General features: G+C 71.8%; 29 protein-coding genes. 11 read left to right on the forward strand and 18 right to left on the reverse strand.

Annotated elements, in window-relative coordinates; all coding sequences use genetic code 11:
- Positions 1 to 477: 477 nt before the first annotated feature.
- From DEI96_RS03690 to DEI96_RS03705, 4 genes are read right to left on the reverse strand one after another with little or no spacing between them, the layout of a single operon-like run.
- Entirely contained in the window at positions 478 to 1,944 is a 1,467-nt protein-coding gene (locus tag DEI96_RS03690) for an SDR family NAD(P)-dependent oxidoreductase (RefSeq protein ID WP_111025001.1), read from the reverse strand.
- Positions 1,945 to 1,974: 30 nt separating this feature from the next.
- Positions 1,975 to 2,436 (reverse strand): GNAT family N-acetyltransferase, encoded by a 462-nt coding sequence (locus tag DEI96_RS03695; RefSeq protein ID WP_111025002.1) that lies wholly within the window; start codon positions 2,434 to 2,436, stop codon positions 1,975 to 1,977.
- 55 nt (positions 2,437 to 2,491) lie between these two features.
- Positions 2,492 to 3,469, reverse strand: a complete 978-nt coding sequence (locus DEI96_RS03700; protein WP_111025003.1) for an SDR family NAD(P)-dependent oxidoreductase — start codon at positions 3,467 to 3,469, stop codon at positions 2,492 to 2,494.
- A complete protein-coding gene (locus DEI96_RS03705) occupies positions 3,466 to 4,440 on the reverse strand; it encodes an alpha/beta hydrolase family protein (RefSeq protein WP_111025004.1) in 975 nt (324 codons plus the stop codon). The genes DEI96_RS03700 and DEI96_RS03705 overlap by 4 nt, the downstream gene beginning before the upstream one ends.
- Before the next feature lie 155 nt (positions 4,441 to 4,595).
- Between DEI96_RS03705 and DEI96_RS03710 the strand changes: the two genes are divergently transcribed.
- A complete protein-coding gene (locus DEI96_RS03710) occupies positions 4,596 to 5,198 on the forward strand; it encodes a TetR/AcrR family transcriptional regulator (RefSeq protein ID WP_111025005.1) in 603 nt (200 codons plus the stop codon).
- Between the two features lie 155 nt (positions 5,199 to 5,353).
- Positions 5,354 to 5,647, forward strand: coding sequence for a hypothetical protein (locus DEI96_RS03715; RefSeq protein WP_146246986.1), 294 nt, complete (start codon positions 5,354 to 5,356; stop codon positions 5,645 to 5,647).
- 8 nt (positions 5,648 to 5,655) lie between these two features.
- Here DEI96_RS03715 and DEI96_RS03720 read toward each other — a convergent pair whose 3' ends face one another.
- The 4 genes from DEI96_RS03720 to DEI96_RS03735 form a co-directional block, all read right to left on the reverse strand.
- The gene (locus tag DEI96_RS03720) at positions 5,656 to 5,832 is read right to left on the reverse strand and encodes a hypothetical protein (protein ID WP_181440606.1); all 177 of its coding nucleotides are present in this window, start codon (positions 5,830 to 5,832) and stop codon (positions 5,656 to 5,658) included.
- Complete coding sequence (locus DEI96_RS03725; protein ID WP_181440607.1) at positions 5,829 to 6,851, reverse strand: arsenic resistance protein; 1,023 nt, start codon at positions 6,849 to 6,851, stop codon at positions 5,829 to 5,831. Before DEI96_RS03725 ends, DEI96_RS03720 begins: the two co-directional genes overlap by 4 nt.
- Positions 6,851 to 7,978, reverse strand: a complete 1,128-nt coding sequence (locus tag DEI96_RS03730) for an NAD(P)/FAD-dependent oxidoreductase (RefSeq protein ID WP_181440608.1) — start codon at positions 7,976 to 7,978, stop codon at positions 6,851 to 6,853. The genes DEI96_RS03725 and DEI96_RS03730 overlap by 1 nt, the downstream gene beginning before the upstream one ends.
- 119 nt (positions 7,979 to 8,097) lie before the next feature.
- Positions 8,098 to 8,430 carry a hypothetical protein gene (locus tag DEI96_RS03735; protein ID WP_111025009.1) on the reverse strand — a complete coding sequence of 111 codons (333 nt, stop codon included), beginning with the start codon at positions 8,428 to 8,430 and terminating at the stop codon, positions 8,098 to 8,100.
- A gap of 66 nt (positions 8,431 to 8,496) precedes the next feature.
- On the opposite strand from DEI96_RS03735, the gene DEI96_RS03740 reads away from it, so the two are divergent.
- Both DEI96_RS03740 and mtnN read left to right on the forward strand, forming a co-directional pair.
- Positions 8,497 to 9,453: a serine hydrolase domain-containing protein gene (locus tag DEI96_RS03740; RefSeq protein ID WP_111025010.1), complete on the forward strand. Its 957-nt coding sequence runs from the start codon at positions 8,497 to 8,499 to the stop codon at positions 9,451 to 9,453.
- Positions 9,454 to 9,510: 57 nt separating this feature from the next.
- Positions 9,511 to 10,218, forward strand: a complete 708-nt coding sequence (mtnN, locus tag DEI96_RS03745) for a 5'-methylthioadenosine/S-adenosylhomocysteine nucleosidase (RefSeq protein WP_110864380.1) — start codon at positions 9,511 to 9,513, stop codon at positions 10,216 to 10,218.
- 41 nt (positions 10,219 to 10,259) lie between these two features.
- On the opposite strand, the gene DEI96_RS03750 is transcribed toward mtnN, so the two are convergent.
- Positions 10,260 to 11,090, reverse strand: a complete 831-nt coding sequence (locus tag DEI96_RS03750; protein WP_181440609.1) for a serine hydrolase domain-containing protein — start codon at positions 11,088 to 11,090, stop codon at positions 10,260 to 10,262.
- A gap of 234 nt (positions 11,091 to 11,324) precedes the next feature.
- Here DEI96_RS03750 and DEI96_RS03755 point away from each other — a divergent pair, with 234 nt between their 5' ends.
- Complete coding sequence (locus tag DEI96_RS03755) at positions 11,325 to 11,480, forward strand: hypothetical protein (protein WP_155896774.1); 156 nt, start codon at positions 11,325 to 11,327, stop codon at positions 11,478 to 11,480.
- A 54-nt stretch (positions 11,481 to 11,534) separates the two neighbouring features.
- Here the strand turns inward: DEI96_RS03755 and DEI96_RS03760 are convergent, their stop codons facing one another.
- Both DEI96_RS03760 and DEI96_RS03765 read right to left on the reverse strand, forming a co-directional pair.
- Complete coding sequence (locus tag DEI96_RS03760; protein WP_111025012.1) at positions 11,535 to 13,958, reverse strand: excinuclease ABC subunit UvrA; 2,424 nt, start codon at positions 13,956 to 13,958, stop codon at positions 11,535 to 11,537.
- A gap of 124 nt (positions 13,959 to 14,082) precedes the next feature.
- Positions 14,083 to 14,763, reverse strand: coding sequence for a hypothetical protein (locus DEI96_RS03765; RefSeq protein WP_182709485.1), 681 nt, complete (start codon positions 14,761 to 14,763; stop codon positions 14,083 to 14,085).
- Positions 14,764 to 15,040: 277 nt separating this feature from the next.
- On the opposite strand from DEI96_RS03765, the gene DEI96_RS03770 reads away from it, so the two are divergent.
- Positions 15,041 to 15,436 (forward strand): hypothetical protein, encoded by a 396-nt coding sequence (locus DEI96_RS03770; protein ID WP_111024640.1) that lies wholly within the window; start codon positions 15,041 to 15,043, stop codon positions 15,434 to 15,436.
- 120 nt (positions 15,437 to 15,556) lie between these two features.
- Here the strand turns inward: DEI96_RS03770 and DEI96_RS03775 are convergent, their stop codons facing one another.
- From DEI96_RS03775 to DEI96_RS03785, 3 genes are all read right to left on the reverse strand, one after another.
- Positions 15,557 to 16,954, reverse strand: a complete 1,398-nt coding sequence (locus tag DEI96_RS03775; RefSeq protein WP_111024639.1) for an FAD-binding oxidoreductase — start codon at positions 16,952 to 16,954, stop codon at positions 15,557 to 15,559.
- Positions 16,955 to 17,015: 61 nt separating this feature from the next.
- Positions 17,016 to 17,450 (reverse strand): VOC family protein, encoded by a 435-nt coding sequence (locus DEI96_RS03780; protein ID WP_111024638.1) that lies wholly within the window; start codon positions 17,448 to 17,450, stop codon positions 17,016 to 17,018.
- Positions 17,451 to 17,516: 66 nt separating this feature from the next.
- On the reverse strand, positions 17,517 to 18,095 hold the full coding sequence (locus DEI96_RS03785; RefSeq protein WP_111024637.1) for a TetR/AcrR family transcriptional regulator: 579 nt from the start codon (positions 18,093 to 18,095) through the stop codon (positions 17,517 to 17,519).
- Between the two features lie 85 nt (positions 18,096 to 18,180).
- On the opposite strand from DEI96_RS03785, the gene DEI96_RS03790 reads away from it, so the two are divergent.
- Positions 18,181 to 19,062 (forward strand): SDR family oxidoreductase, encoded by an 882-nt coding sequence (locus DEI96_RS03790; RefSeq protein WP_111024636.1) that lies wholly within the window; start codon positions 18,181 to 18,183, stop codon positions 19,060 to 19,062.
- A 94-nt stretch (positions 19,063 to 19,156) separates the two neighbouring features.
- On the opposite strand, the gene DEI96_RS03795 is transcribed toward DEI96_RS03790, so the two are convergent.
- Complete coding sequence (locus DEI96_RS03795) at positions 19,157 to 20,032, reverse strand: DUF808 domain-containing protein (RefSeq protein WP_111024635.1); 876 nt, start codon at positions 20,030 to 20,032, stop codon at positions 19,157 to 19,159.
- A gap of 95 nt (positions 20,033 to 20,127) precedes the next feature.
- Here DEI96_RS03795 and DEI96_RS03800 point away from each other — a divergent pair, with 95 nt between their 5' ends.
- Positions 20,128 to 20,397, forward strand: a complete 270-nt coding sequence (locus DEI96_RS03800) for a hypothetical protein (RefSeq protein WP_071245932.1) — start codon at positions 20,128 to 20,130, stop codon at positions 20,395 to 20,397.
- Positions 20,398 to 20,416: 19 nt separating this feature from the next.
- Here DEI96_RS03800 and DEI96_RS03805 read toward each other — a convergent pair whose 3' ends face one another.
- Both DEI96_RS03805 and DEI96_RS03810 read right to left on the reverse strand, forming a co-directional pair.
- Positions 20,417 to 20,827, reverse strand: coding sequence for a VOC family protein (locus DEI96_RS03805; RefSeq protein ID WP_111024634.1), 411 nt, complete (start codon positions 20,825 to 20,827; stop codon positions 20,417 to 20,419).
- Positions 20,828 to 20,874: 47 nt separating this feature from the next.
- On the reverse strand, positions 20,875 to 21,453 hold the full coding sequence (locus tag DEI96_RS03810; protein ID WP_111024633.1) for a TetR family transcriptional regulator: 579 nt from the start codon (positions 21,451 to 21,453) through the stop codon (positions 20,875 to 20,877).
- Between the two features lie 69 nt (positions 21,454 to 21,522).
- On the opposite strand from DEI96_RS03810, the gene DEI96_RS03815 reads away from it, so the two are divergent.
- The 3 genes from DEI96_RS03815 to DEI96_RS03825 all read left to right on the forward strand — a co-directional run bounded on the left by DEI96_RS03815 (position 21,523) and on the right by DEI96_RS03825 (position 23,378).
- Positions 21,523 to 22,281 (forward strand): SDR family NAD(P)-dependent oxidoreductase, encoded by a 759-nt coding sequence (locus DEI96_RS03815; protein ID WP_027464432.1) that lies wholly within the window; start codon positions 21,523 to 21,525, stop codon positions 22,279 to 22,281.
- Positions 22,282 to 22,353: 72 nt separating this feature from the next.
- Complete coding sequence (locus DEI96_RS03820; RefSeq protein WP_111024632.1) at positions 22,354 to 22,959, forward strand: nucleotidyltransferase domain-containing protein; 606 nt, start codon at positions 22,354 to 22,356, stop codon at positions 22,957 to 22,959.
- A complete protein-coding gene (locus tag DEI96_RS03825) occupies positions 22,956 to 23,378 on the forward strand; it encodes a hypothetical protein (protein ID WP_111024631.1) in 423 nt (140 codons plus the stop codon). The genes DEI96_RS03820 and DEI96_RS03825 overlap by 4 nt, the downstream gene beginning before the upstream one ends.
- A 241-nt stretch (positions 23,379 to 23,619) precedes the next feature.
- On the opposite strand, the gene DEI96_RS03830 is transcribed toward DEI96_RS03825, so the two are convergent.
- Positions 23,620 to 24,207, reverse strand: a complete 588-nt coding sequence (locus DEI96_RS03830; RefSeq protein ID WP_051596480.1) for a TetR/AcrR family transcriptional regulator — start codon at positions 24,205 to 24,207, stop codon at positions 23,620 to 23,622.
- Positions 24,208 to 24,234: the final 27 nt, after the last annotated feature.

The following is a 24,234-nucleotide window of genomic DNA, read 5'->3' on the forward strand; positions in this document are numbered from 1 at the left end:
CGTCGACCGTCAACCCACAGGTCGCACTCGCGGCCTCAACGGACGGGTCAACCGAACCTGCAGCAGTCTGTGGTCAGGCAGGCTTGGCGAGATGCCACGTACGAGGACGTGGCGAGGCGCTGTCAAGTCAGCGCGTCGCAAGCCCGTCGCCGCATGAATCAGTCCGGAGTACGGCGCCTGGTGGTCCGCTCAAGGCAGGAGCGCGCCGCTTCGAGCAAGGCTGCACCGTTCTGAACGCCGGGCTTCCACAGGGTCCGTGGAACGGTTCCCCGAAACCCGTGGAACGCCTGCTGTTGCTGGGACCCACGATCCGCGCGACTACTCGCATCCGCGAATAGACCGAACACCGTTTATCGGCGTCAGAGCAGCCACGCGACGACGACGTGTTGCGCGACTTCCTGCTCCGCTTCGCCGCGGTCCTGCCGCGGTAGAACGCCCCGTCGAAGCACTGACGGAACCGATCCGGTCAGCCGCTCGTCACCACGAACTCGGCGCGTAGTCCTTCAGGAAGACACCGAACACGTCCTCGCCCGCTTCGCCCCGGACGATGGGGTCGTAGACGCGCGCTGCCCCGTCGACCAGGTCGAGCGGCGCGTGGAAGCCCTCTTCGGCGAGCCGGACCTTCGTGGGGTGCGGCCGTTCGTCGGTGATCCAGCCGGTGTCGACGCTTGTCATCAGGATGTTGTCGGTCTCGAACATCTCCTGCGCGCTCGTGCGGGTGAGCATGTTCACGGCGGCCTTCGCCATGTTCGTGTGCGGGTGCCCTGGCCCCTTATACGCGCGGCCGAACACCCCTTCCATGGCGCTGACGTTCACCACGTAGGTGCGGCGTCCGGTGCTCGCGGCCATGGCGGGGCGGAGCTTCGAGATGAGGATGAACGGCGCCGTGGTGTTGGCCAGCTGGACCTCGAGCATCTCGAGCGGGTCGACCTCGTCCACCTGCTGGGTCCACGAGTTCTCGTCGTGCAGGTCGGGGACCAGGCCGCCGGCGTCGATCGCGGTGCCCAGGGCGAGCCGTTCGAGCGAGCTCGATCCCGGCGCCATCGCCTGTTCGGTCAGCTCGTCGGCTCGGGCTGCGGCGGCCGCGAGGATCGGGTGCGCGGCCACCGAGCGGGCGAGCGCCAGCGGGTGCTGGTCGTTCGTGTGCCCGAAGGTCACGAGTTCGGGCAGTGGTCCGTCGGGCAGCGGCGCGAGTTCCGCGTCGACCAGCGGCTGGTAGGCGCCGGTCGACCGGCGTACGGTCTGGGTGGCGTTGTTGATCAGGATGTCGAGGGAACCGGACGCTGCGACGTCCTCGGCGAGCCCGATCACCTGGGCGGGGTCGCGCAGGTCGATGCCGACGACCTTCAGGCGGTCCATCCAGTCGGCGGAGTCGGGCAGGCTCGCGAACCGGCGCACCGCGTCACGGGGGAACCGCGTGGTGATGGTGGTGTGGGCCCCGTCGCGCAGCAGCCGGAGGGCGATGTACATGCCGATCTTCGCGCGGCCGCCGGTGAGCAGCGCCCGCTTGCCGGTCAGGTCCGTCCGGGCGTCGCGCTTCGCGTGGCTCATGCGAGCGCACGACGGGCAGAGCTGGTGGTAGAACGCGTCGACGACCGTGTAGTGCTGCTTGCACATGTAGCAGGGCCGTGACTTCAGCAGCGTGCCCGCGGTGGTCGACGCGGTCGAGGCGCTGATCGGGACGCCGCGGGTCTCGTCGTCGATCCGGTCGGCGGCCCCGGTGGCGGTGGCGGCGATCACTCGGCGGTCGGCCTCGGCGATGACGCCGCGCTTCTCGAGACGGTGCGCGCGCTTGACGGCCTTGAACATCTTCGCCGTGGCCTGGCGGACCCGGATGAAGTCCGGGTGCGTCTCGTCGATCGACGGCAGCTGCTCGAGCACCCGGAGTGCGACGGCCAGGTCGTCGGGGTCGATGCCGCTGGGTTCGGGGTGCTCGGAGCTCACACGCGATCCTACGTCGGGACCGAGCACCGGTCAGACGAGCTGCTGCTCCATGCACACGCTCGTCGGGTCGTCGACGTAGGGGCCGAACCGGGGGATGTCCGCGTACCCGGCCTTCCGGTACAGCGCGATGGCCGCGGCTTGCGGCAGACCGGTCTCGAGCCGGACGGTCCCGACGCCGACTGCGCGGGCCCGGTCGTGCAGGGCGTCGAGCAGCCGCGTCCCGACGCCGAGCCCACGCGCGGCGTCGCTCACGAACATGCGCTTGACCTCGCCCGTGCCGTCGCCGGCGTCGACGAGCGCCACCGTGCCGAGGGCGGTGCCGTCCTCACGCGCCACCAGGAACGTGACGTCGGGCTGGTCCAGGTCGTCGACGTCCAGCGCGTGGTAGTTCTCGGCCGCGTAGAGGCTCAGTCCGTAGTCGTCGCCCTGCTGCAGCAGGTGCAGGACGTCGTCCTGCCGGGGGCTCTCGATCCGCACGGTCAGCACCGTCATACAGTAGCGAGGACGACGAGCACAGTGGGCAGACGAGGCCCCCGGCCGACGGTGATCAGGCCAGGAGTCCCTCGCTGACCTCCCACAGCCGCCGGGCATCGTCGGCGTCGAGCATCGCCGAGTTCGCGTCGGACGGGATGCGGTCCGCGGTCAGGGGCAGGACTCGGTCGTCGATCACGGCGACGTCGCTGTCCTTCAGGTAGACCCCGCCGACGCCGTCGAGCAACGGGCTCGCGGCACCGAACACGAGCGTCGCGGCGCCCTGCTCGACGGTCTTCTTGCCGACCTCGGGATCGATGACGGTCACCCCGTGGTCGTCGACCAGTCCCTGCTCGCGGTACGACGCGAGCACAGCCGCGTCGTGCGGGCCGGGTCCGATGATGACACCCGGGTGCGCCGCGAAGGCGCGGATGCCCTGGTCTGCGTACCGGCGGTCGAGCTCCACCGTGAACAGGACGTTGGCGCGCTTCGACTGCCCGTACGCGGTGACCGGGTCGTACCCGTGCGCGAACGTCAGGTCGTCCCACCGGATCTGCCCGAACCGCGCCGCACCGGAGGTGACGGTCAGGACCCGCGCACCACGGGCCTCCAGGAGGGCGGGGAGGAGCGCCCGCGTGAGCTGGAAGTGCCCGAGGTGCGTCGTCGAGAACGCCAGTTCGTTGCCGCGGCCGTCGAGCCGGCGGTCCGGGGTGAAGAGCATCGCGGCACTGTTCACGAGCATGTGCAGCGGGCGGCCGGAGGCCGACCAGCGCGCGGCGAAGGCGTCGACCGACGACGGGTCGGTGAGGTCGAGGGCCTCGACGTGGATGCCCGGGATGTCGGCGACGGCTGCGGATGCCCGGTCGACGTCACGGGACGCGACGATGACGTCGGCGCCTGCCGCCGCGAGGGCGCGGCTGGTCTCGCGGCCGAGCCGGCTGTGGCCGCCGGTCACGACGACGTTCCGGCCGGTCAGGTCGACGCCGTGCAGGACGTCGGCGGCAGTGGACGCGGCGGTGAAGCCGCTGGGCAGGGGGTGCTGGTCGGTGATCACGAGTGGTGCTCCTTCGATTCGATGTGGCCGACGGCGGCAGCAGCGCTGGCCGCGACGGCGGCAGCAGGGCCGGCCGCGTCGGCGGTAGCAGGGCCGTCGGCGTCGGCGACCGCCGACCACGCGTCGGGGTCGAGGCCGAGCGCGGTCCGGAGGAACGCCGTCGTGGTGTGGCGGACGAGGTCCACACGCTCGGGGCTCTCGTCGGTGGTGGCGGTCGACTCGTAGTCCTGGATCCCGCCGAGCAGGTGCTCGCCGCCGTGGACGGTCACCAGGTGCCGGGCACCGGGACTCAGGTGGTAGACGTCGGTGAACCAGTCCGGGCCTCGCGTCGAGAGCTGGGACTGGTCGTGGTCGCCGGCGACGACCAGTGACGGGGTGTGCAGCTGGCTGAAGTCGGGGCTCATGAACGCGAAGTGCTCCTGCGCGAACGGCGTGAGGTCGCCGCGCGCGATCCCGGTGGTGGACAGCAGGACCCCGGCGCGCACGCGGTGGTCGGTGCGGTCCTCGCCCGGCCGCCCGTCGGCGTCCAGGACGCGGGCCCCGAGCAGCATGCCCACGGACTGTCCGCCCCACGAGTGTCCGACCGCGGCGATGCGCGCGGTGTCGACGCGTCCGCTCAGGCCGGGGACCGCGTCGATGATCTGGTCGAGGTCGTCGAGCACCCGCTCGAGGTCGTCGACCCTCGTCCGCCAGATGGTCGGGTAGCGCGGGTCGTCGAGCGTCAGCCCGTAGGCCTTCGCGTCGAGGAACGTCGGCTGGACGACGACGAAGCCGTTCGCGGTCCAGTGGTCGACCAGGGGGTCGCCGCCGGTCATGGACTGGCCGAAGCCGTGGGCGAAGACGATGACGGGCAGGTCCGTTCCGGTCGTCGGTGCCGTGATCCGGACCTCGAGGTCCTGACCGCGCGAGGGTGCGGGGAGCGTGACGGGGCGCACGCTGATGACCTGTGGTCGGGGTGCTGTGGGTGCCATGCGGGGCCTTTCCGGGATGCCGTGTCGCCCGAGGACGGAGCGACTGTCGCCCGAAACGGAGCGACGTTCCGGAACGATACGGAACAGCGATCCGGATTGCAAGAGGAAGCGGAGCGCTGTTCCGTATCGTGTCGGTGTCGTGCGATGATCGAGGCATGAGCACCCCGTCGACCGACCCGGCGCCGCGTCGCCGTCGCGACGTCGAGCGCAACGAGCGCACGATCCTCGACGCCGCTGCCGCGGTCTTCACGGCCTCGGGCGTCGGCGCACCGGTGCGTGAGGTCGCCACCGCCGCCGGTGTCGGGGTGGGCACGCTCTACCGGCACTTCCCGACCCGTTCGGACCTGGTCGTCGCCGTCTACCGGCACCAGATCGAGGCCCTGGTCGACGCAGGGCCGGCGCTGCTCGACTCCGAGCCGACACCGTTCGCCGCCCTGCTGCGCTGGGTGCACCAGTTCGTCGACTTCCTCGGCACCAAGCACGGTCTGGCGCGCGTCTGGGAGGGCGACGCCGACGGCTTCACGGCGCTGCACACCCTGTTCGTCGACGAGCTCGTGCCCGTGCTCGGCCGGCTGCTCGACGCCGCGCGGGCGTCCGGTGAGGTGGCCGCGCCGACCCCGCCGTACCAGCTGCTCCGGGCCGTCGGCGACCTGGTGGCGTGGAGCCCCCAGGACCCCGACTACGACGTCCGGACGATCGTGACCCTCCTGGTCACCGGACTGCGGCAGGCGCAGCCGACGGTGCCCGACAGCGCGTAGCCGGCCACGCGCACTGGTCGCGACCGGCACCGGACTGGAGGCGCGGTGCGGGCCCGTCACGCGCCTCCCGTCCGGCGTCGCGACCGTCTCGGGCCGCACCAGCGCCGTCGGGGCCGGTCCGGGCCCTACGATCGTCCCGACGAAGGGGGACCACCATGACGGAACTGGCGGACTGGGAGACCGAGGGGGCCAGGGCTCGTCCGGCTCGACCGGGTGACCACGAACCGGTGCCCGCCGCACTGCGGGCTGTGACGATCATCGGGGTGTTGTTCCTGATCGCCGCGGGGTGCGTGTTCGTCGTGACGGCGTTCCTCCCCGCCTCCGACGAGACGGCCGTGCCGGACAGCCTTCGACTGCTGATGGCGACGGTCGTGTCGGTCGGGGTCGCCGTGGTCGGCGTGGTCGCCCTGCTGCTCCGACTCGTCGCCGGGGTGCTCGTCCGCCGCTGACGGCCGGCTCAGACCCCGCCCGGCTCGGCGTCCCCGTGCTCCGGCAGCACGTCGACGTCGGTGACCGTGTACCCGAGCGGCACCTGGCCCAGCGCGAGCAGGAGCGCCGTCCGCCGGTCGTCGTGCTCGGTCTCGATCACCCGTCGCTCGGTCGGGACGACGACGAGTCGGACCCGGTGCGTCACGGGTGCCCCCATGCCGCGGTGCCGCGCAGGCGTCGCCCGGCGTGCTGACCACGTCGGCGACGCAGCAGCAGGTGGCGGACCGCGAGCAGGTGCGGGAACTCGACGAGCATGCCGACGACGATCGCCGTGGTGACCAGCGGCTGGTGGGGGAGTGCGGCGCTCGTCAGCCCGATCATCAGGGGTGCGTTGCGGGCCGCCGTCGTCATCGCGAGCAGCGCCGACCGCGGGTACGACAGGGCGGCGAGGCGTGACGCCCACTCGGCTGCGATGAACATCACGGCGAAGAAGACCACCGCGCACCCCAGCACGGCGACGAACACCGGCAGGTTCGCCAGCAGCAGCGCGATGTGCGAGGCGAAGAGCCCGGCGACCATCGCGCCCACGATCCAGGGGACCGCGCGGCCGGGCAGGGCGGCGGCGCGGGCTCGAGCGCCGTCGGGCAGCAGTGAGACACCGAGGCGGATCACCACGGCGATCGCGGCGGGCAGGACGAACCACTGCAGCAGGGTGCCGATGGTGCCCACGGCATCGATGCCGGCGTTGCCGCCCAGGACCGTGATCCACACCGGGAACAGCAGCAGCTGGGTGACCATGTTGATCGGCAGCAGGGTCGCCCCGACGGCGGTGTCCCCATCGCTCAGGCGGGTGAACGCCAGGAACCAGTCGGTGCAGGGCGCCAGGAAGTACAGCATCACGCCGAGCTGGACGGCCGGGTGTCCGGGCAGGGCCACGCGGGTGAGCAGGAACGCGACGAGCGGGGCGAGCAGGAAGTTCATGCTCCAGGCGATGCCGATGACCTTCCAGGCGCCCGGCGTCCGTGGCAGGCGGTGCAGGGGGACGTCGACGAACAGGGCGACGACCAGGGTGATCACCAACGCGTCCACCACCGAGCCCATCGCGTCGCCGGCCGAGGGCGAGATGCCGCCGATCACCGACCCGAGCAGGATGGCGCCGCCGACGATCGCGGGGGTGGCCCAGAGTCGTGCACCGGCGGGGCGGGCGGGCCGCGGTGCCGGCATCAGCACGCGCATTCGACACCACAGCAGCTCAGGTCGTCGGTGAGCATCCCGGCGTCGTCCCACTCCTGCAGGGCACCGCAGTCGCGCCCGGCTCGTTCGCCGATGACGCGGGCGACGTGGGCGAACCGCTGCCGGAACTTGTAGACGAAGCAGAACTGCAGCCCACCGTGCCGGAGCGCGGTGCCGGCCAGGAACAGCCCGGGCGTGGTGGTCGACTCGTCGTCCTCGGTGAGCAGCGGCCAGCCGTCCGCGCGGGTGTCGAACAGGCTCGCGGCCGGCCCGAGCCCCGGGCCGTACCCGGTGGCGAGGATCGGTGGCGCGTCCGCCACCAGGGCGCTCCGTCCGGCGACGCCGACGGTGAACCCCTCTCCGGACCGTTTGATGCCGGTGACCTGGCCGTCGTCGACCAGGGTGAGGCGTCCACTGGCCCGCGCGGCCCCGAGCCGTTGACGGGTCCGCGGGGCGAGGCGGAACGACGGGTCCGACCCGCTGCCGGCGTCCCAGGGGTGGGACGGGTCGACGACCGTCACCGTCGCCCCCTGTTCGACGTGGTGGCACGCCAGGTCGATGCCGGACTCGAAGCCACCCACGACCACCACGTGGCCGGGCCGTGCCACCCAGGCTGCCTCGGCGGAGGCGTGCACCCCGAGCGAGGTGCCCGCGCAACGGGGCAGGATCGGGTCGGAGAACTCGCCGCCGGCCCAGACCACGTTCCGGGTGATGACGGGGCCGCGGCTCGTGGTCACGCGGAAGCCGTCGTCGTCCGGCTCGATGCGCTCGACCTCGGTGTCGAGCAGGGTCGGCAGGTGGAAGGCCGCGACGACGCCCCGCAGGTACCGGGCGTACTCGGGCCCCGAGGGGTAGTCGGTCCCCAGGCTGTAGGCGGGTGAGGTGCGCGGGTGGACTGCGTTGAGGTCGGTGGCCCCGAACCCGTTGCCGGTGAAGGACGGCGTCAGGAACCGCTGGTGCTCCGGCCACCGCCGGAACGTGTCCCCGACGACGCCGCGTTCGACGACGCCGAACAGCAGGCCGTCGACGGCGTGGAGTGCCAGGCCGGTGCCGACGCCGGCCGGTCCGGCTCCGACCACGAGGGCGTCGAGGGTCTCGGTGGGGTGTGGTGCTGGCATGGGGTCGGTCTTCCCAGCAGCTGCGGCTGCGGCTGCGGCTGCGTCGATGGAACGGCCACCGTAGTGTGGTCGCTACGCACCATCTTAGTGATAACCGTTATCAACATGCCATCGCGGCATCAGCCGACCGGCGTCGAGTACAGGACCGCCAGGGTCGCCACCAGTCCGACGACCACGATGCCGAGGTCGAGCAGGGCCAGGGTGACGAGTCGGGTGCGCTGCGGCCGGACGGCGGCCCGCACCACGACCATCGTCACGAACAACACGACGACGAGCACGAGCGCCGGCCAGCCGATCGCCGGCGCCCGGATCGCCATGAGCACCATCACCGCGGCGACGATCACGGCCGTGACGGCTCCCCACACGAGCCAGTTCGAGCCCGACGCCGTCCGGAGTGCGGGCTGGTCGCCGACGCGGGTGGGATCGGGGCGGCGGGGCTGTTCGTCAGACACGAGCCGGACGGTACGCGGCGGCCCCTACCCGTGCCCGCAGCCGCGCGGCCACGAGAGGATGGGGGTGTGCACACCGCCGCGACCATCCTCGACGCCGTCGTCCGGCACATCGACACCACCGGGTTCGCCGCACACGGCATCCACGTGCGCACGCGGACTGCGGCTCCGGGCGCCGACGGCACCGCGGACGACGTCGCCGAGCACCACTGGACCCCCGACGTCCGACGCGAGATCCACTCCGCCGCGAAGGGCGTCTGCGTCCTGGCCACCGGCATCGCCGCCGACGACGGCCTGGTCGACGTCGACGAACCGATCGCGACGTCCCTGGTCGGCACCGGCCTCGTTACGGAGACCGGCCTCGCGCTCGGTGACGGCGTCGACCGGGTCACCCTCCGACACCTGCTCACCATGACCAGCGGGATCGACATGCCCTGGTCGGCGACCGAGCTGACGGACTGGCCGGACCTGGCGGCCGAGTTCCTGCGGCGACCGTCCCGCGGCCGGGTGTTCCAGTACGCGAACGCCAGCACCTACACCGCGATGCGCGTGCTCGAGACCCGGGTCGGCGACGTCGGCGCGTTCGTCACCGAGCGACTGTTCGCGCCGCTCGGCATCCAGGACGTCGAGTGGCAACGCTGCCCGAACGGGTTCGTCGCCGGCGGCGAGGGACTGTCGCTCCGCACCGAGGAGCTCGCCCGCATCGGACGCCTGATCCGCGACCGCGGGGTCGTCGACGGACAGCGGATCGTCAGCGCGCGGTGGTGCGACGCGATGCACACCGACTGGGTGGAGCGCGAGGGCACCGGCCCCGGCTACGAGCGGTACGCGATGGCCGGATGGGGTGGTCCCGGCCGACTCTGGCGGCTGCACGGTGCGTACGGTCAGATGCTGCTGTTCGACGAGACCGAGGCGAGCAACGACTCCGGCACCGTCGTCACCATCACCGCCGACGACCACTTCGGCGCCGACGCGCTCGCCGCCTTCGTCGCCGACGAGCTGGCCCGCCAGGACCCCCGCCGGTAGCGACCGCGACCATCCGACCTGCACGTCCACGCGCGCCCGGCGTGGGAGGATCGATCAGTGCAGCAGCAACCCGTCGCGATCATCATCGCGGCCATGAGCGAAGAGGTCTCGGCCTTCGCCGACCTCTTCGGCGGTGTCCCCGTCCTCGACGGCCCCGTCGGTGGCCACGACCCGCACCAGCTGCTCGACATCGGCGGCGCCACGGTCGTCGTGCGCCGCAGCGGCATCGGCTTCACGAACGCCACGGCCGCGGTCGCCCACGGCTTCCACGACTTCGGCCCGGGCATCCCGGTGATCAGCGTCGGGACCGCCGGCGGGCTCATGCACGGTGTCGCCATCGGTGACGTCGTGGTCGGCGACCGGTACGTCAACCTCAACGCCGACGCCACCGCGTTCGGCTACGCCCTGGGCCAGGTCCCCGGCATGCCGACCGGCTACGCGCCGGACGCCCGGCTCGTCGAGCTGGCGATGGGCGCCGACATCGCGTGGCCCCTGCGGTCGGCGACGATCGGCTCGAGCGAGGTCTTCGTGACCGAGGGCCGTGCCCGCGCACTCCGGGTCGCGTTCCCCGAGGTGGCCGCGGTCGACATGGAGTCGGCCGCGATCGCGCAGTTCGCCCACGTGCACGACATGCCGTTCGTGTCGGTCCGGTGCATCAGCGACCTCTGCGCGCCGGACGGCGCCGAGTTCCGCGAGCACCTGGACGACGCCGCGGCACGCGCAGCGCGCGTGGTCCACGACCTGGTGCTCGGCCTGCGTTCCTGAGTCAGCCCGCGCGCTCCCTCAGCCAGCCCGAGTGCCGGCGCTCACGCGACGACTCCCACGGCACGGAGGCGTCGGACGGCGAGCCGGTCGGCGGCTCCGGGCGCTGCGCCGAGGGCGTGCGACGCGATCGTGACGTCGCCGTGACGGAGCAGACAGACGCCGGCGTCCCGTGTCTGCCCGCTGTGCCAGATCAGCCCGTCGCGGTGCTCCCACGCCAGGAAGTCCGGCTCGATGCGTCCGATACCCACGCCGAACCGCAGGAGGTCGGACATGGTCGACCAGATCCCGCCGGCCGGTGCGTAGGGACCTGATCCGATGGTCCAGGGTTCACGGGGGAGGCCCCGCCACGATCGGAGCAGGGTTCGTCGCTCGGGTGCCGGGGCGAGGGTGGCGCTGGTGATGCCGAGCGGAGCCAGGACCGTCCGCTCGGCGACCGTGGACCATGCTTCCTGCGCGACGTGCTCGAGCAGCCGACCGAGCACCGCGTAGCCGAGGTTGGAGTAGTCCCGCTCACCCGGCGTCGTCGGGGTCTGGCGCAGCGCACGCGTGATGTCCGCCTCGGACACGTCCGCGTACGGGTCGCCGACGATCCCGGCCGACATGCCCTGGTGCACACGGGGCAGGCCCGAGCGGTGTCGGATCAAGTCGTCGACCGTGTAGGTGGCGTCGTCGGGGACGTCCGGCAACAGGTCCCGGGCGGGGGTGTCCCGTGGGATGTCCCGTTCAGCGAGGAGGACGAGCACGGCGGCGGCGGTCACGGTCTTCGTGACGCTCGCCCACTCCACCAGCGCGCCCGCTTCGTAGCGATCGCCGAGGTCGGCGGTGACGTCGCCCCCTGCGTCGATGATCACGGCTCGGTTCGCAGCGGTCACGCTCGTCCTCCTGATCTGGTCGGAGCCACCATGATCGCAGCCGGTCATGCGGGGATCCTCGTTCGGCGTGGACGCGCGCCCCGGTGCCGGAGGGGCGCGATCCGGCGCTCGGCACGGCCGGAATTGCGTTCCACGGACGTTCCGGGACGGATCGCGAACTCGCCTCCGAGCCCCTCGCTAGCCTCCATCCCGGGGGGCCAAGGAACCACGGCCAATCACACAGGGAGATCAGCCATGAGCGCCTACACGAGCGACGAGAACGTCGAACCTGCACGCATCACCACCTTCAAGCGCGTCCGCAAGCAGTGGCGTCGGACGGGTGAGGTCGGCTACACGCACAGTGGCAGCGACTTCTTCCGCGACGACGCCCCGGAAGCGGTCCAGCGGTAACCAGCGGCAGCCACGAAGTGCCCGTCAGGAGCGATCCTGGCGGGCACTTCTGCGTCAGCGACCGAGCTGGTCCCGCAGGTACGGGGCGGTCCGGCTGGTGATCGAGGCGGCGACCTCGGCCGGCGTGCCGAAGGCGACCACCTGGCCACCCTCGACACCGCCGGACGGGCCCATGTCGATGACGTGGTCGGCGCTCGCGACGACGTCCATGGCGTGCTCCACCACGACGACGGTGTTGCCCGCGTCGGTCAGGCGGGCGAGCTGGGCGGTGAGCAGTTCGACGTCGGCCGGGTGCAGGCCGGTGGTGGGTTCGTCGAGCAGGTACAGGGTGTGGCCGGTCCGCGCGCGCTGCAGTTCCGTGGCGAGCTTGATGCGCTGCGCCTCGCCGCCGGACAGCTCCGGAGCGGGCTGGCCGAGTCGCAGGTAGCCGAGACCGACCTCACGCAGGGTCTCGAGTCCGCGTCCGGCTGCGGGCAGGGGCGCCAGGAACGGCGCCGCTTCGTCGACGGTCATGCCGAGGACGTCGGCGATGGACGCCCCGTTCCACCGGACCTCGAGCGTCTCGGCGGTGTAGCGGGAGCCGTGGCACTCGGGGCACGGGGCCCAGCTGCCGGGCAGGAAGAGGAGCTCGACGGACACCGACCCTTCGCCCTGGCAGACCTCGCACCGGCCGCCGGCGACGTTGAACGAGAACCGCCCGGCGCCCCAACCGCGGGCCTTGGCCTCGTCGGTCTGGGCGAAGGCGGCCCGGACCGCGTCGAACAGGCCGGTGTAGGTGGCGAGGTTCGAGCGGGGCGTCCGGCCGATCGGCTTCTGGTCGACCTGCACGACGCGGTCGATGAGCGGGTGCGACGTCGCGACGCCGGGCAGCACGCCACCGACGAGCGACGACTTGCCGGACCCGCTGACCCCGGTGACCGCGGTGAGGACACCGAGCGGCAGGTCGACGTCGAGCCCACGCAGGTTGTGCAGGGTGAGGTCGCGGAGTTCGAGCGTGCCGATCGGGGTCCGGACGGCGCGGTCGGCGGTCGGCTGCCGGGGCTCCAGGAAGCGCCGGGTGACCGACGCCTCGACCTCGGCCAGGCCGGCGACCGGGCCGCTGTACAGGACGGTGCCGCCGCCGGTGCCCGCACGGGGGCCGACGTCGACGATCCAGTCGGCTCGGCGCACGATGCTCATGTCGTGTTCGACGACGAAGACGCTGTTGCCGCCGGCACGCAGGTCGTCGAGGACGTCGACGAGGGACTCGGCATCGGCGGGGTGCAGCCCGGCGCTCGGTTCGTCGAGCACGTAGACGACACCGAACAGGCCGGAGCGCAGCTGCGTCGCGATCCGCAGCCGCTGGCTCTCACCGGGGGAGAGCGTCGGGGTGGCGCGGTCGAGCGCGAGGTAGCCGAGACCCAGGCCGACCAGGACCTCGACGCGGGTGAGCAGGTCGCGGGAGATCGCCACGGCGACCTCGGTGTGCTCGCCGGACGATGCCCGCGACGTCGCCACTGCAGCGTCGGTGATCGCCGCGATCGGGCGCAGGACGTCGGCCAGGCCGGTCAGCGGCAGCGCGTTCAGCTCGGCGATCGAGTGGCCGCCGATCGTCACGGCGAGGGCGGCTCGGGTCAGGCCGGTGCCGCCGCAGAGCCCGCACGGGCCGGACTCGACGAACTGCAGCACCTTCTTGCGCTGGGTCTCGCTCTGCGAGTCGGCGAGGGTGTGCAGGACGAACTGGCGGGCGCTCCAGAACCGGCCCTTGTAGGGCTTCGCCACGCGGTCGCGCTTCGGCTGCACCTGCACGACGGGCTGTTCCTCGGTGAAGAGCAGCCAGTCACGGTCCTCGCGCGACAGCTCACGCCACGGGCGCTCGATGTCGTAGCCGAGCACCGCGGTGACGTCGCGCAGGTTCTTGCCCTGCCACGCACCGGGCCAGGCGGTGATCGCGCCGTCGCGGATGCTCAGCGACGGATCGTGCACGGCCGATGCCTCGGTGACCTCGTGCGCGGTCCCGATGCCGTGGCACCGGGGGCAGGCGCCGGCGACGGTGTTCGGCGAGAAGGAGTCCGACTCGAGCCGGTCGGCGCCGGACGGGTACGTGCCGGCACGCGAGTAGAGCATGCGCATCGAGTTCGACAGCGTGGTCATGGTGCCGACGGTGGAGCGGGAGCTCGGGGCGCCGCGACGCTGCTGCAGGGCGACGGCGGGCGGCAGCCCGGTGATCGAGTCGACGTGCGGGGTGGAACCCTGCGCGATCAGCCGCCGCGCGTACGGGGCGACGGACTCGAGGAACCGGCGCTGGGCCTCGGCGAAGACGGTGCCGAAGGCGAGCGAGGACTTGCCGGAGCCGGAGACGCCGGTGAACGCGACGATCCGGTCGCGGGGGATGTCCACGTCGACGTCGCGCAGGTTGTTCTCGCGGGCACCACGGACGCGGATGAAGTCGTCCGGCCCGGGTCGGTCGTCGGTCTGGGTCGAGCGAGGAGCGGGCATTCGCTCGATCGTAGGCTCGGCCACTGGGAGAAGCAGTACCGCCGCCGGGACCGCGAACGACGAAGAGCCGCTCCGCCCTGATCGGCGGAGCGACTCTTCGCGTCGTGCGGTGTTGCGGCGGGTGTTACTTGATCTGTGCGGTGATGGTGGCGGTGCCGACGAGGAGGCCGCGCTTGACGGCGTCGGTGCCGAAGGTCTTGTTCAGCAGGCCGGCGGCGTCTTCGGAGATGTGGACGGTGGTGCCGGTGAGGATGGCGTTGTCGCCCTCGAGCTGGAGGGGCTTGAGGGAGCCGCCGTGCAGCTCGAACAGGAACGCGTTGGCCGCGGCGACCTTGCCGTTGACGAGGACGTCGCCGTAGAGCTTGGACGAGCCCGGGTTCACGACGAAGTTCTCCAGCGTGACGGTGGTGTCACCGGCCTTCAGGGTCAGCCCCGAGTCGTCGTGGTTCAGCAGGCCCTGCACGTACGGGCGGTAGTTGCCATCCGGCGACCAGTAGGTGACCGACCCGGCGGTGATCGGGAACGACACCGACCCGTCAGCCAGGGTTGCGTCGCCCGAGACGCCGGGGGTGAGCTTCAGGGCGGTGAGGGCGTCGGTGAAGCCGGAGTCGAGCTTCACGGCGGTGGAGCCACCGAGGACCTCGGGGACCGAGGCGACGGGTGCGGGGATCTTCGACGACGACGAGGACACCGTGTGGATCGCGGGGGTCGCGGCCTGGGCGGAGGAGATCCCGAACGCGGCACCGCCGAGGACGAGGGCGCCGGTCGTGGCGAGGGTGATGGAGGTCTTGAGGCTCTTACGCATCGTGATCAGTCCTTTGCTGTTGTCGCGCTCGGCGCGGCTGCTGTGTGCGCGCCGAACACACCCTTGGTGGGGTGGAGAACCAGCGATGTGCGGCTGGTGAGCGCTCCGGGTGTTTCCCGGTCGTTGCAGGTGATTCGGCACCCTGCGGCGAAGGGTTTGGACCGATCTGCGGTCGTTACCGCTCTGTGACCTTCGGGCACATCCGGACAGCGTTCATGCCTCCAAGTACGTTCGCTGTGAGGCCGCTGAACGCGGTCCATCGAGAAAGGCACTCCCCATGGCATCGACGTCCAGTCGTCCCACGTCCGTCACCGTCGCGTTCGTCATCTGGCTGGTGGTGGTCCTGGCGAACATCCTGCAGGGCATCATCAACCTCACGTCGGGCTCGTCCGCCGACGTCGCTGACAGTGTCGGAACCGCCCCGCTCGTCGGCGGCGCGATCTTCGCGTTCATCCTCGCCGTGATCGAGCTCATCATCGTCTTCAAGATGCGCGACGGCCGCAACTGGGCCCGCATCGTGCTGACGGTCCTCGCGGTCCTGCAGCTCATCGGTGTCGGCGTCGGCGCGGCCTCGGGTGGCAATGCCTTCGGCTGGATCGGTGGCGTCGCGGTGCTCATCGCGACGATCCTGATGTACGTCGGTGGCGCGAACGGGTACTTCCGTCGCCACTGAGTGCGCGTGCGTGCGGAAGCGCTCCTGCGTGACGCACACCGGTCGCTGAACGCGACCACCTGACGGACGGGAGGCCCGGTGCCAGCTGGCACCGGGCCTCCCGTCCGTCGTCTGGCCGGGTCAGAACGCCTTGCCCGGGTTCAGGGTCCCTGCCGGGTCGAGCGCGTCCTTGACGGAGCGGTGCATCGCGAGCACGCGGTCGCCGAGCTCGACCCGCAGGCCCGGCAGCTTCAGCAGCCCGACGCCGTGCTCACCGGTCACGGTCCCGCCGAGCGCCAGGCAGTCCGCCACGATCTGGTCGAACGCGGTCTTCGCGCGGGCCTTCGCGGCATCGTCGCCCTCGGGCGCGATGATCAGCGGGTGCAGGTTGCCGTCGCCGGCGTGCGCGATGTTGGCGATCGTGACGTCCTGTGCGTCCGCGGTCACCTGGATCCGCCGGAGCATCTCGGGCACCGCGCTCCGCGGCACGCAGATGTCCTCGGTCAGCACCGGACCGAGCCGTTCGAGCGCCGGGTAGGCGAGCCTGCGGGCCCGGAACAGCCGGTCGATGTCCTGGGGATCGGTGGCCCGCTCGACGTCCGTCCCACCGGCCTCGGCGAAGACGTCCGCGACGTGGTCGGCGATCGCGTCCCCGGCGGCACCGCGCTCGTCGACTCGTGCGAGCAGCAGGGTGTCGACGTCCGCCGGCAGCCCGAGGTGCATCCAGTCGTCGACGGCTCGCAGGCAGGTGCGGTCGACGATCTCGAGTGCTGCGGGGATGATCCCCGCGCGCGAGATCGCGGCCACGGCGTCGCCCGCTGCGGTCAGCGAGGGGAAGTACCCGATCACAGCTCGCTCGTCACGGCCGGCCAGGGGGAGCAGCTGCACGGTGACCGACACGACGATGCCGAGCGTGCCCTCGGAACCGACCATCAGCCCCGTGAGGTCGTACCCGGCGACGCCCTTCGCGGTCCGGCGGCCGAGCTCGACCACCGATCCGTCGGCCAGCACGACGGTCATGCCGAGCACGTAGTCGCGGGTGACCCCGTACTTGACGCAGCAGATGCCGCCGGCGTTCGTCGCGACGTTGCCGCCGATCGTCGAGATCGCCGAGCTCGCGGGGTCCGGCGGGTACCAGAGGCCGTGCTCGGCGACCGCGGCGCGGAGTGCGTCGTTGATGACGCCGGGTTCGGTGACCGCGTACCGCTCGTCGGTGTTCACCTCGAGCACCCGGTCCATCCGCTCGAGCGACACGACGATCGAGTCGGCCATCGCGTTGGCGCCGCCGGACAGACCGGTGCCGGCACCGCGGGGGACGACCCGGAGACCGGCGGCGGCTGCCCAGCGGACGGCGGTGACGACGTCGTCGGTGCTGCGTGCCAGGACGACGGCGAGCGGTGCCGTGGAGTCGGCCCACTCGGCGTCGTCGTGGCGGTAGCGCTCGAGCGACTCCGGGTCGCGGAGGACCTGGTCGGACCCCAGCAGGTGTTCGAGGGCGGTGGCGTCGGCTGCGGTGGCGGATGCGGCGGTGACGGTCATGCGGGGTGGGGGTCCTTCCGGGGCGCGGCGGTGCGGTTCGGGTGCATCGACGATACGCCGGTCAGTCCAGGCAGAACTCGTTGCCCTCGACGTCCTGCATGACGATGCACGACTCGTTCACCTGGTCCGGGGTCATCCGACGGACCTGGGTGGCGCCGAGCCCGACCAGTCGGGCGCTCTCGGCGTCGAGGGCCGCGAGCCGTTCGGCACCGGCCATCCCGGTTCCGACCCGGACGTCCAGGTGCACCCGGTTCTTGACCGTCTTGCCCTCGGGGACGCGCTGGAAGAACAGGCGGGGGCCGGCACCGGTCGGGTCGACGCACGCGAAGGCCGAGCCCTGGTGCTCCGGCGGCAGCGACCGGTCGAACGCGTCCCAGTCGGCGAACCCGGGTGGGGGCGGCGGCACCACGTAGCCGAGGACCTCGCACCAGAACCGGGCGACACGCTCCGGCTCGGCGCAGTCGAACGTCACCTGGACCTGTCGCACCGTTGCCATGGCGCCGAGGATACGACGATGCACGACCGGCGTCCGCCTGGGTAGCCCGGGTCCGCCCGCGTCCGCTCAGCCGAGTTGGGCGGCCGCCGCTCGGAGCTCGGAGAGCGCGGCCGTGGCGTGGTCGGCCAGCCGGTCGTCGTCCGCGCGCCCGACGCCCGACCACCGCTCGAAGCCCTGCTTGAACGCCAGGACGCCCATCTCTGCTGCGAGCCGAGCGGGTGCGTCGGGGACACCGCGGCCGACCAGGGCGTCGGTCATGGCCGCGGCCATCCCGACGCTCTTCAGGGCGTCGCGCTCCTGCAGCTCGGTGCTGGCGGCGACGGCCGCTCGCAGTCGTGGTCCGAGCTCGCGGTTCAGCGGTCCCATCTCGTCCGAGGCCCGTTCCAGACCCGCGGCGACGGCGTCGAGCGGGGTGGCGTCGGCCCCTGCGTCGGTGATGCCCTCGGCGAGCAGCCGACTCAGGGTCTCCTGCCCGGCGACGAGCAGCTCGCGCTTGTCCGGGAAGTGCCGGAAGAACGTGCTCTTGGTGACACCGGCGCGCTCGGTGATCTGCGCGACGGTCGTCTCGTCGTAGCCCTGCTCGGAGAACAGGTCGACCGCGGCCAGGACCAGTCGTTCCCGGGCCCCGGGTTCCCATCGCACCATGGGACGATCATACGCGACGGGACAATTGTCCCATCGCGGGTGTACGGTGACGGTACAAAAGTCCCATCACTTCTGAGGAGCACCCATGCACGTCTTCGTCACCGGCGGCACCGGCACCATCGGCACCGCCGTCGTCACCGAACTCATCGCCGCCGGGCACGCCGTCACGGCCCTGGCCCGGTCGGACCGGTCGGCCGCTGCCCTCGTCGCCGCGGGGGCGACCCCCGCCCGCGGTGCACTCACCGACCTCGACGTACTGCGCGACGGGGCCCGCTCGGCCGACGGGGTCATCAGCCTCGCGTTCTCGAACGACTTCAGTTCGGCGGAGGCGCTCGAGCGGGGGATCGCCGAGGAAGGCGCCGCCATGGCCGCACTCGGCGAGGCACTCGTCGGCACCGACCGCCCGTTCGTCGTCGTCTCCGGCACGCCGTGGGAGCCCGGTCGGGCCTCGGTCGAGACCGACCCGCTCCCGCTCGAGGGGCCGGTCGCGGGTCGAGCCCGATCGGTCCTCGCCGCCCTCGACCTGGCGGCACGGGGCGTCCGGGTCTCGGCGATCCGGCTTCCCCGCACCGTGCACGCGGACGGCACGGGCGGGTTCGCCGGCATCCTGACGGAGACGGCCCGACAGGCAGGGGTGGCGGGCTACCCCGGCGACGGCGAGCAGCGGTGGCCCGCCGTGCACGCCGCGGACGCCGCGGTGCTGTTCCGGCTCGCGCTCGAAGGTGCTCCGGCGGGGACCGTCTGGCACGCGGTCGCCGACGAGGGGGACCGGGTGCGTGACCTGGCCGAGGTCATCGGTCGGCGGCTCGGCCTGCCGGTGCAGCGGGTGGCCGACGAGACGTTCGGCGCGTTCGCGCCGATCTTCGCGATGGACCAGCCGTCGTCGAGTGCCCACACGCGCGAAGCGCTCGGCTGGGTGCCGACGCACCCGAGCCTGCTCGAGGACCTCGAGAACGTGCAGCGCTGAGCACGGCCGCACCGTCAGCGGTGGGCGCACGGTGCGCCGGACGGGAGGCACGGTACCAGGCCGCCACGGGCCTCCCGTCCGTCGCGCAGCCGCGTCAGTGCTGCGTGCCGCGCAGGCGGCCGATGCCCAGCACGATGCCGACGACGACCATGCCCAGCGCGAGGCCGGCCACGGCCGAGACGGCGGTGTCGGCGATCCAGACGACGACGGGGCCTGCGGCCTCGAGTGCGTGCTCGATCACGTGCAGCAGGTCGTACGGTCCGTGCCAGATGGTCTCGGCCAGGTTCGCGATGACCAGGTGTCCACCCACCCAGAGCATCGCGACCGTGCCGATGACGCTGATGACCCGGAAGACCATCGGCATCGCACGGACGATGCGGGCACCGATGCGGCGGGTGCGGCGGACGGAGTTCTTCATCATCTGCAGGCCGATGTCGTCGACCTTCACGAGCAGTGCCACGGCGCCGTAGACGACGGCCGTCATGACCAGACCGATCACGATCAGGGCGCCGAGCGTCGGCCAGAGCCCCAGGTCGGGGTCGAGGCCCGCCAGTGCGATGAGCATGATCTCGGTGCTCAGGATGAGGTCGGTGCGGATGGCGCCGAAGACGAGCTTCGGTTCGGTGACGGCCTCGTCGGACCCGCCCTCGTGGTGCACGCCGAACCACTCGGTGACCTTCTCGGCACCCTCGAAGCACAGGTAGGTGCCACCGAGCAGCAGCAGCCACGGCAGCACCCCGGGTGCGAACGCCGTGAGCAGCAACGCCAGCGGGATGATGATGATGAACTTGTTGAACAGGCTGCCGAGGGCGATGCGCCCGACGACGGGGAGTTCACGAGCGGGCTCGAGGCCCTGCACGTACTGAGGTGTGACGGCGGCGTCGTCGATGACGACCCCGGCGGTCTTCGCGCTGGCCTTGAGGGCTGCGGAGAGGATGTCGTCCACCACGGCGAGCAATCCGACTGACAAATTCGTTCTCCACTCGTCTGACCTGTGACCGTGCACAGCGTAGTGGCCGCGGGGCATCCTGAACGCCAGCCGCGGGGCGTCCGTAGGCTCGCGGCATGGCTGACTTCACCGCATCCCAGGCCGCCGTCGTCCGGATCGAGCGTTCCGAGCAGGGGCGCTGGGACCTCTCCGTCATCAGCGACGCCGGTGTCGCGATGGGGCACGGCGTGTACCTGTTCGACGCGGACCACGACGACGCCGAGGACGAACAGGCCGCGGCCCTCGACTTCGTGCGCGACTACGGGTTCCGGTTCGAGCGAGACGCCGTGCAGGCCGACGGTCCCGACGCCTTCTGGGCGCCGCTGCTGCCGTCCGACCAGCAGTAGGTGCTGCAGCGCGCGGGAGTCAGCGCGCGGAGTCCTCGAACCCGATCAGCCAGGTGACCCCGTGCGCGTCGCGGACGGTGCCGTCCCAGTCGCCCCACGGGCGCTGCTGCAGCGGGTCGATCACCGTGCCGCCCTCGGCGAGTCGGTCGAACCACCGACGCAGGACGTCCGGTTCCGCGGCGCCGAGCAGTGAGAAGAGCAGCCCGGTCGCCGAGAACGGGGTGTCGCCCTCGCTCGCGTCCGCGGCGAACAGCTGCAGCTCACCGGTGAGCTGGCCGTGCGCGACGGCGTCGGCCGGGCCGTCCGTGCGGGAGAAGTCCGCGTAGGTCGCGATCTGCACCTCGCCGCCGAACACCCGCTGCCAGTGCTCGAGGGCATGCCTGGCGGTGCCGGCGAACTGGAAGTACGGCGCGGGTCCGGTCGTGTGCATGCCCGGCAAGGTACTCCGGGGCGCGACGTGGGGGAACCCCGGGCTCGTCAGTCGAGCAGTGCGAGTGCGCGCTCGAGGACGTCCTCCGGACGGCCGTCGCCGTGCAGTGCCCACCAGGTGAGGGCGGCGCTCGCGGCGGCGGCCAGCGTGTGGGCGCGCACGGCGACGGCGAGGTCGTCGGCGGTGACCCCGTCCCGCTCGGCCACGTACCGCAGGATCTCGTCGGTCAGGGCCGTGACCGTGGCGGCGCCGACGTGCTCGAGCGACGGGTTCGCGCGGATGACCCGGAGCCGGTGTCGGGTGACCTCGACCGCGTCGTCCGGGAACGTCGCACCGATCCGGTAGGCCGCCCGGAGCGCCACCGCCGAGGGCTCGTCGGCCGGCCGCGACCGCAGGGCCTCGCGGAACCGTGCGGCGAACTCGTCGAGACCGCCCCACACCAGCGCCGCCTTGTTCGGGAACAACCGGAAGAGCGACCGACGGCTCACCCCGGCCGCCGCGGCGATGTCGTCCATCGACACCGCGTCGAAGCCCTGGTCGTCGAACAGCCGGAGTGCGACGAGGGACACGGCGTCGGGGTCGATGGTGCGCGGGCGCCCCGTCGGACGGTCGTTCGTCGAGCTCATGGAGACCTTTCGGCACTGAGTGCTATAACCGGGTGTGGCGCAGCGAGCGCCCCGCATCGAGGAGACCACATGACCGACACCACCGCCGGACGGTTCACCGGCAGGACCATCATCGTCACCGGAGCGGGTTCCGGCATCGGACGCGCCACGGCGACACGCATCGCGAACGAGGGTGGGCGCGTCATCGCGACCGATGTCGTGGCCGAGCGGCTCGACGCACTCCGCACGGAGCTCGAGGGCTTCGCCGTGGAGACCGTCGTCGGCGACGTCGCCGCGAGCGAGACCATCGACGCACTCATCGCCGCCGCCGGCGACCGGGTGGACGGGCTCGCCAACGTCGCCGGCATCATGGACGCGTTCCTGCCGCCGGACGAGGTCGACGACGCCACCTGGGAGCGTGTCTTCAGCGTCAACGTCACCGGCCCGATGCGCCTGACCCGCGCGGTGCTGCCGCTGATGATCGCCGCCGGCAAGGGTTCGGTCGTGAACGTCGCGTCCGAGGCCGCGTTGAAGGCCTCGGCCGCCGGTGCTGCCTACACCTCGTCGAAGCACGCCATCGCCGGGTACACCAAGAGCGTCGCCTTCTTCCACGGGCCGCAGGGCATCCGGGCGAACGCCGTGGCGCCGGGTGCGGTCGCCACGAACATCGAGGCACCGATGCGCAGCGAGTACGCGGCTCGCCGGGTCGGTCCGATCATGCAGACCACCATCCCGCCGGTCGCCCAGCCCGAGCAGCTCGCCGCCGCCATCACCTGGCTGCTGAGCGACGACTCGGCGAACGTCAACGGTGCGGTGCTGCCGAGCGACGGTGGCTGGTCCGTGGTCTGACGGATTTGCTCGGATACGAGTAGAAATCTACCTGGAGTGGTAGATTTCTACTCGATCTGATCGGACATCTCCATGCAGTTGCAATCTCCCCTCGCGACGGTCACCACCTCCGTGGACGGCGATGTCCTCGCGGTGTTGGCACTGGCCCCCGGACCCCTGACGATCGCGGGAATCTGCAGCCTGGTGCCCGACCGGTCGTACGCCGGGGTCCGGAACAGTGCGGATCGGCTGGTCGAGCAGGGCCTCGTCGACGGGCACCGGACCGGACGGACGAAGTCCTTCACCCTGAACCGAGAACACCTCGCCGCCGATGCGGTCACCGCCCTGGCCGACCTCCGGCGTGCCCTGCTCGAACGACTCCGATCCGGCTGTCGGTCGATCCCCCTCCGGTACGCCGCACTCTTCGGATCCGGAGCCCGCGGTGCGATGCGCCCGGACAGCGATCTCGATCTCTGCTTCGTCGTCACTCGCGGCCGACGCGCGGACGCCGAGGACCAGATCCACGCGTTGTGCCGCGCAGCCGGTCGTTGGACCGGCAACGCCGTGCGGCCGGTCGTCTTCGACGAGGACGAGATCGAGGGCACGGATCCGCTCCTCGCGTCGGTTGCTCGGGACGGGATTCCCATCGCAGGTGATGGTCGATGGCTGTCCCGGAAGCTCCGTACGCTGAATGGATGACCCCGCGAACCGGCACCACCGCGCCGGGTGACGAGTCGTTCCGGCGGGGCCGGCTCGCCAAGGCGACGGAGTTCCTCGACGCTGCTGACGTCCTCCGCACCTTCGGTGGTGACGGAGGGGTCCTCAGTGCCGGGTCGCAGTTCGCGAACGCGTTCGTCACACAGTGCGTCCTCAGCGGCATCGCGGCGGCTGACGCGATCTGCGTGGCTCGGACCGGCAGGTACTCGCGATCGGGAGCGCACCACGAGGCGGTGCCCGTCCTCCGTGCAGCTGCCGGGCCGGCGGTCGCGAAGCACCTCGAGGTGCTCTTGGCGGTGAAGACCAAGGCCGAGTACAACGCGAGGTCGGTCAGCGACGGTGACATCGTGCGCGCCGGCGAAGCCGCTGAGGCACTCGAGGCGGCCGCGCGGTCGTTCTGACGCGCTGGTCGAGCGAGCGACCACGACATCGTCGTGCTGCGGGTGCTCCGGTTCGCCCGCGACCGCTCGCGTGACGCACTCGTGTGGCACCGGCCGGCGCGGCGGCGTCAGGGCGTCACCACCTGACGGACGGGAGGCCCGTGGCGACGCCGCCACGGGCCTCCCGTCCGCCCTTCGCACACGTCGACGACGCGCGGTTCCCGATTCGACCAGGTTCGCCCCGCGCCCCGCTGCCCCCGCCTCAGGAGACGAGCGCCGCCATCTCGCGCACGACGGCACGGAGCCGGTCCGCGAGCTCGTCGTTGCTCCGCACGGTCTCGCGGTGCGCCACCTCGCTGAGCGCCGACATCACCAGGGTCACCGCGGTGCGGGCGGTCTGCGCGTCCGTGCGGGTGCCGACGACGCTGAGCAGGGACTGGCGCGACTCGGCCATCCACTGCATCACCATCGAGGACATCTCCGGCCGGAGCACGAGCAGCTCCTTCATGCGGCGGCGGTCCTGCGAGAGCGGGACGGTGGCCGCGACCAGGGCGCACAGGTCGTCGACCAGGGCACCGTCGGCCTCGGCGAACCAGGCCGCTGAGCGCTCCGGGACCTCGACCGAGTCGAGCCCGAGCGCCGCGTGCGCCTTCGATGAGAAGTAGTTGAAGAAGGTGCGGGGGGAGACGTCGGCGTCGGCGCAGATCTGCTCGACCGTGACGCCGTCGAGCCCGTGCGCGGACACGAGCGTGAGCGCTGCGTCGTGCAGTGCCTGCCGGGTCTGCTGCTTCTTCCGTTCACGCAGCGTGCACGGCTCCGTTGCCGCAGCCGCTGCCGGGGTGGTGATCACGTGGACTCCTGCTGGGTTGGTGTGTGT

The organism is Curtobacterium sp. MCLR17_031, from assembly GCF_003234775.2.
Classification (GTDB): domain Bacteria; phylum Actinomycetota; class Actinomycetes; order Actinomycetales; family Microbacteriaceae; genus Curtobacterium; species Curtobacterium flaccumfaciens.

Bases quoted from the DNA above. Each gene is read 5' to 3' on its own strand.
- DEI96_RS03695 (WP_111025002.1), bottom strand. From the start codon at position 2,436: ATGACGGTGCTGACCGTGCGGATCGAGAGCCCCCGGCAGGACGACGTC.
- DEI96_RS03705 (WP_111025004.1), bottom strand. From the start codon at position 4,440: ATGGCACCCACAGCACCCCGACCACAGGTCATCAGCGTGCGCCCCGTC.
- DEI96_RS03710 (WP_111025005.1), top strand. From the start codon at position 4,596: ATGAGCACCCCGTCGACCGACCCGGCGCCGCGTCGCCGTCGCGACGTC.
- DEI96_RS03715 (WP_146246986.1), top strand. From the start codon at position 5,354: ATGACGGAACTGGCGGACTGGGAGACCGAGGGGGCCAGGGCTCGTCCG.
- DEI96_RS03725 (WP_181440607.1), bottom strand. From the start codon at position 6,851: ATGCCGGCACCGCGGCCCGCCCGCCCCGCCGGTGCACGACTCTGGGCC.
- DEI96_RS03730 (WP_181440608.1), bottom strand. From the start codon at position 7,978: ATGCCAGCACCACACCCCACCGAGACCCTCGACGCCCTCGTGGTCGGA.
- DEI96_RS03755 (WP_155896774.1), top strand. From the start codon at position 11,325: ATGAGCGCCTACACGAGCGACGAGAACGTCGAACCTGCACGCATCACC.
- DEI96_RS03760 (WP_111025012.1), bottom strand. From the start codon at position 13,958: ATGCCCGCTCCTCGCTCGACCCAGACCGACGACCGACCCGGGCCGGAC.
- DEI96_RS03765 (WP_182709485.1), bottom strand. From the start codon at position 14,763: ATGCGTAAGAGCCTCAAGACCTCCATCACCCTCGCCACGACCGGCGCC.
- DEI96_RS03770 (WP_111024640.1), top strand. From the start codon at position 15,041: ATGGCATCGACGTCCAGTCGTCCCACGTCCGTCACCGTCGCGTTCGTC.
- DEI96_RS03775 (WP_111024639.1), bottom strand. From the start codon at position 16,954: ATGACCGTCACCGCCGCATCCGCCACCGCAGCCGACGCCACCGCCCTC.
- DEI96_RS03780 (WP_111024638.1), bottom strand. From the start codon at position 17,450: ATGGCAACGGTGCGACAGGTCCAGGTGACGTTCGACTGCGCCGAGCCG.
- DEI96_RS03785 (WP_111024637.1), bottom strand. From the start codon at position 18,095: ATGGTGCGATGGGAACCCGGGGCCCGGGAACGACTGGTCCTGGCCGCG.
- DEI96_RS03790 (WP_111024636.1), top strand. From the start codon at position 18,181: ATGCACGTCTTCGTCACCGGCGGCACCGGCACCATCGGCACCGCCGTC.
- DEI96_RS03800 (WP_071245932.1), top strand. From the start codon at position 20,128: ATGGCTGACTTCACCGCATCCCAGGCCGCCGTCGTCCGGATCGAGCGT.
- DEI96_RS03805 (WP_111024634.1), bottom strand. From the start codon at position 20,827: ATGCACACGACCGGACCCGCGCCGTACTTCCAGTTCGCCGGCACCGCC.
- DEI96_RS03810 (WP_111024633.1), bottom strand. From the start codon at position 21,453: ATGAGCTCGACGAACGACCGTCCGACGGGGCGCCCGCGCACCATCGAC.
- DEI96_RS03815 (WP_027464432.1), top strand. From the start codon at position 21,523: ATGACCGACACCACCGCCGGACGGTTCACCGGCAGGACCATCATCGTC.
- DEI96_RS03820 (WP_111024632.1), top strand. From the start codon at position 22,354: ATGCAGTTGCAATCTCCCCTCGCGACGGTCACCACCTCCGTGGACGGC.
- DEI96_RS03825 (WP_111024631.1), top strand. From the start codon at position 22,956: ATGACCCCGCGAACCGGCACCACCGCGCCGGGTGACGAGTCGTTCCGG.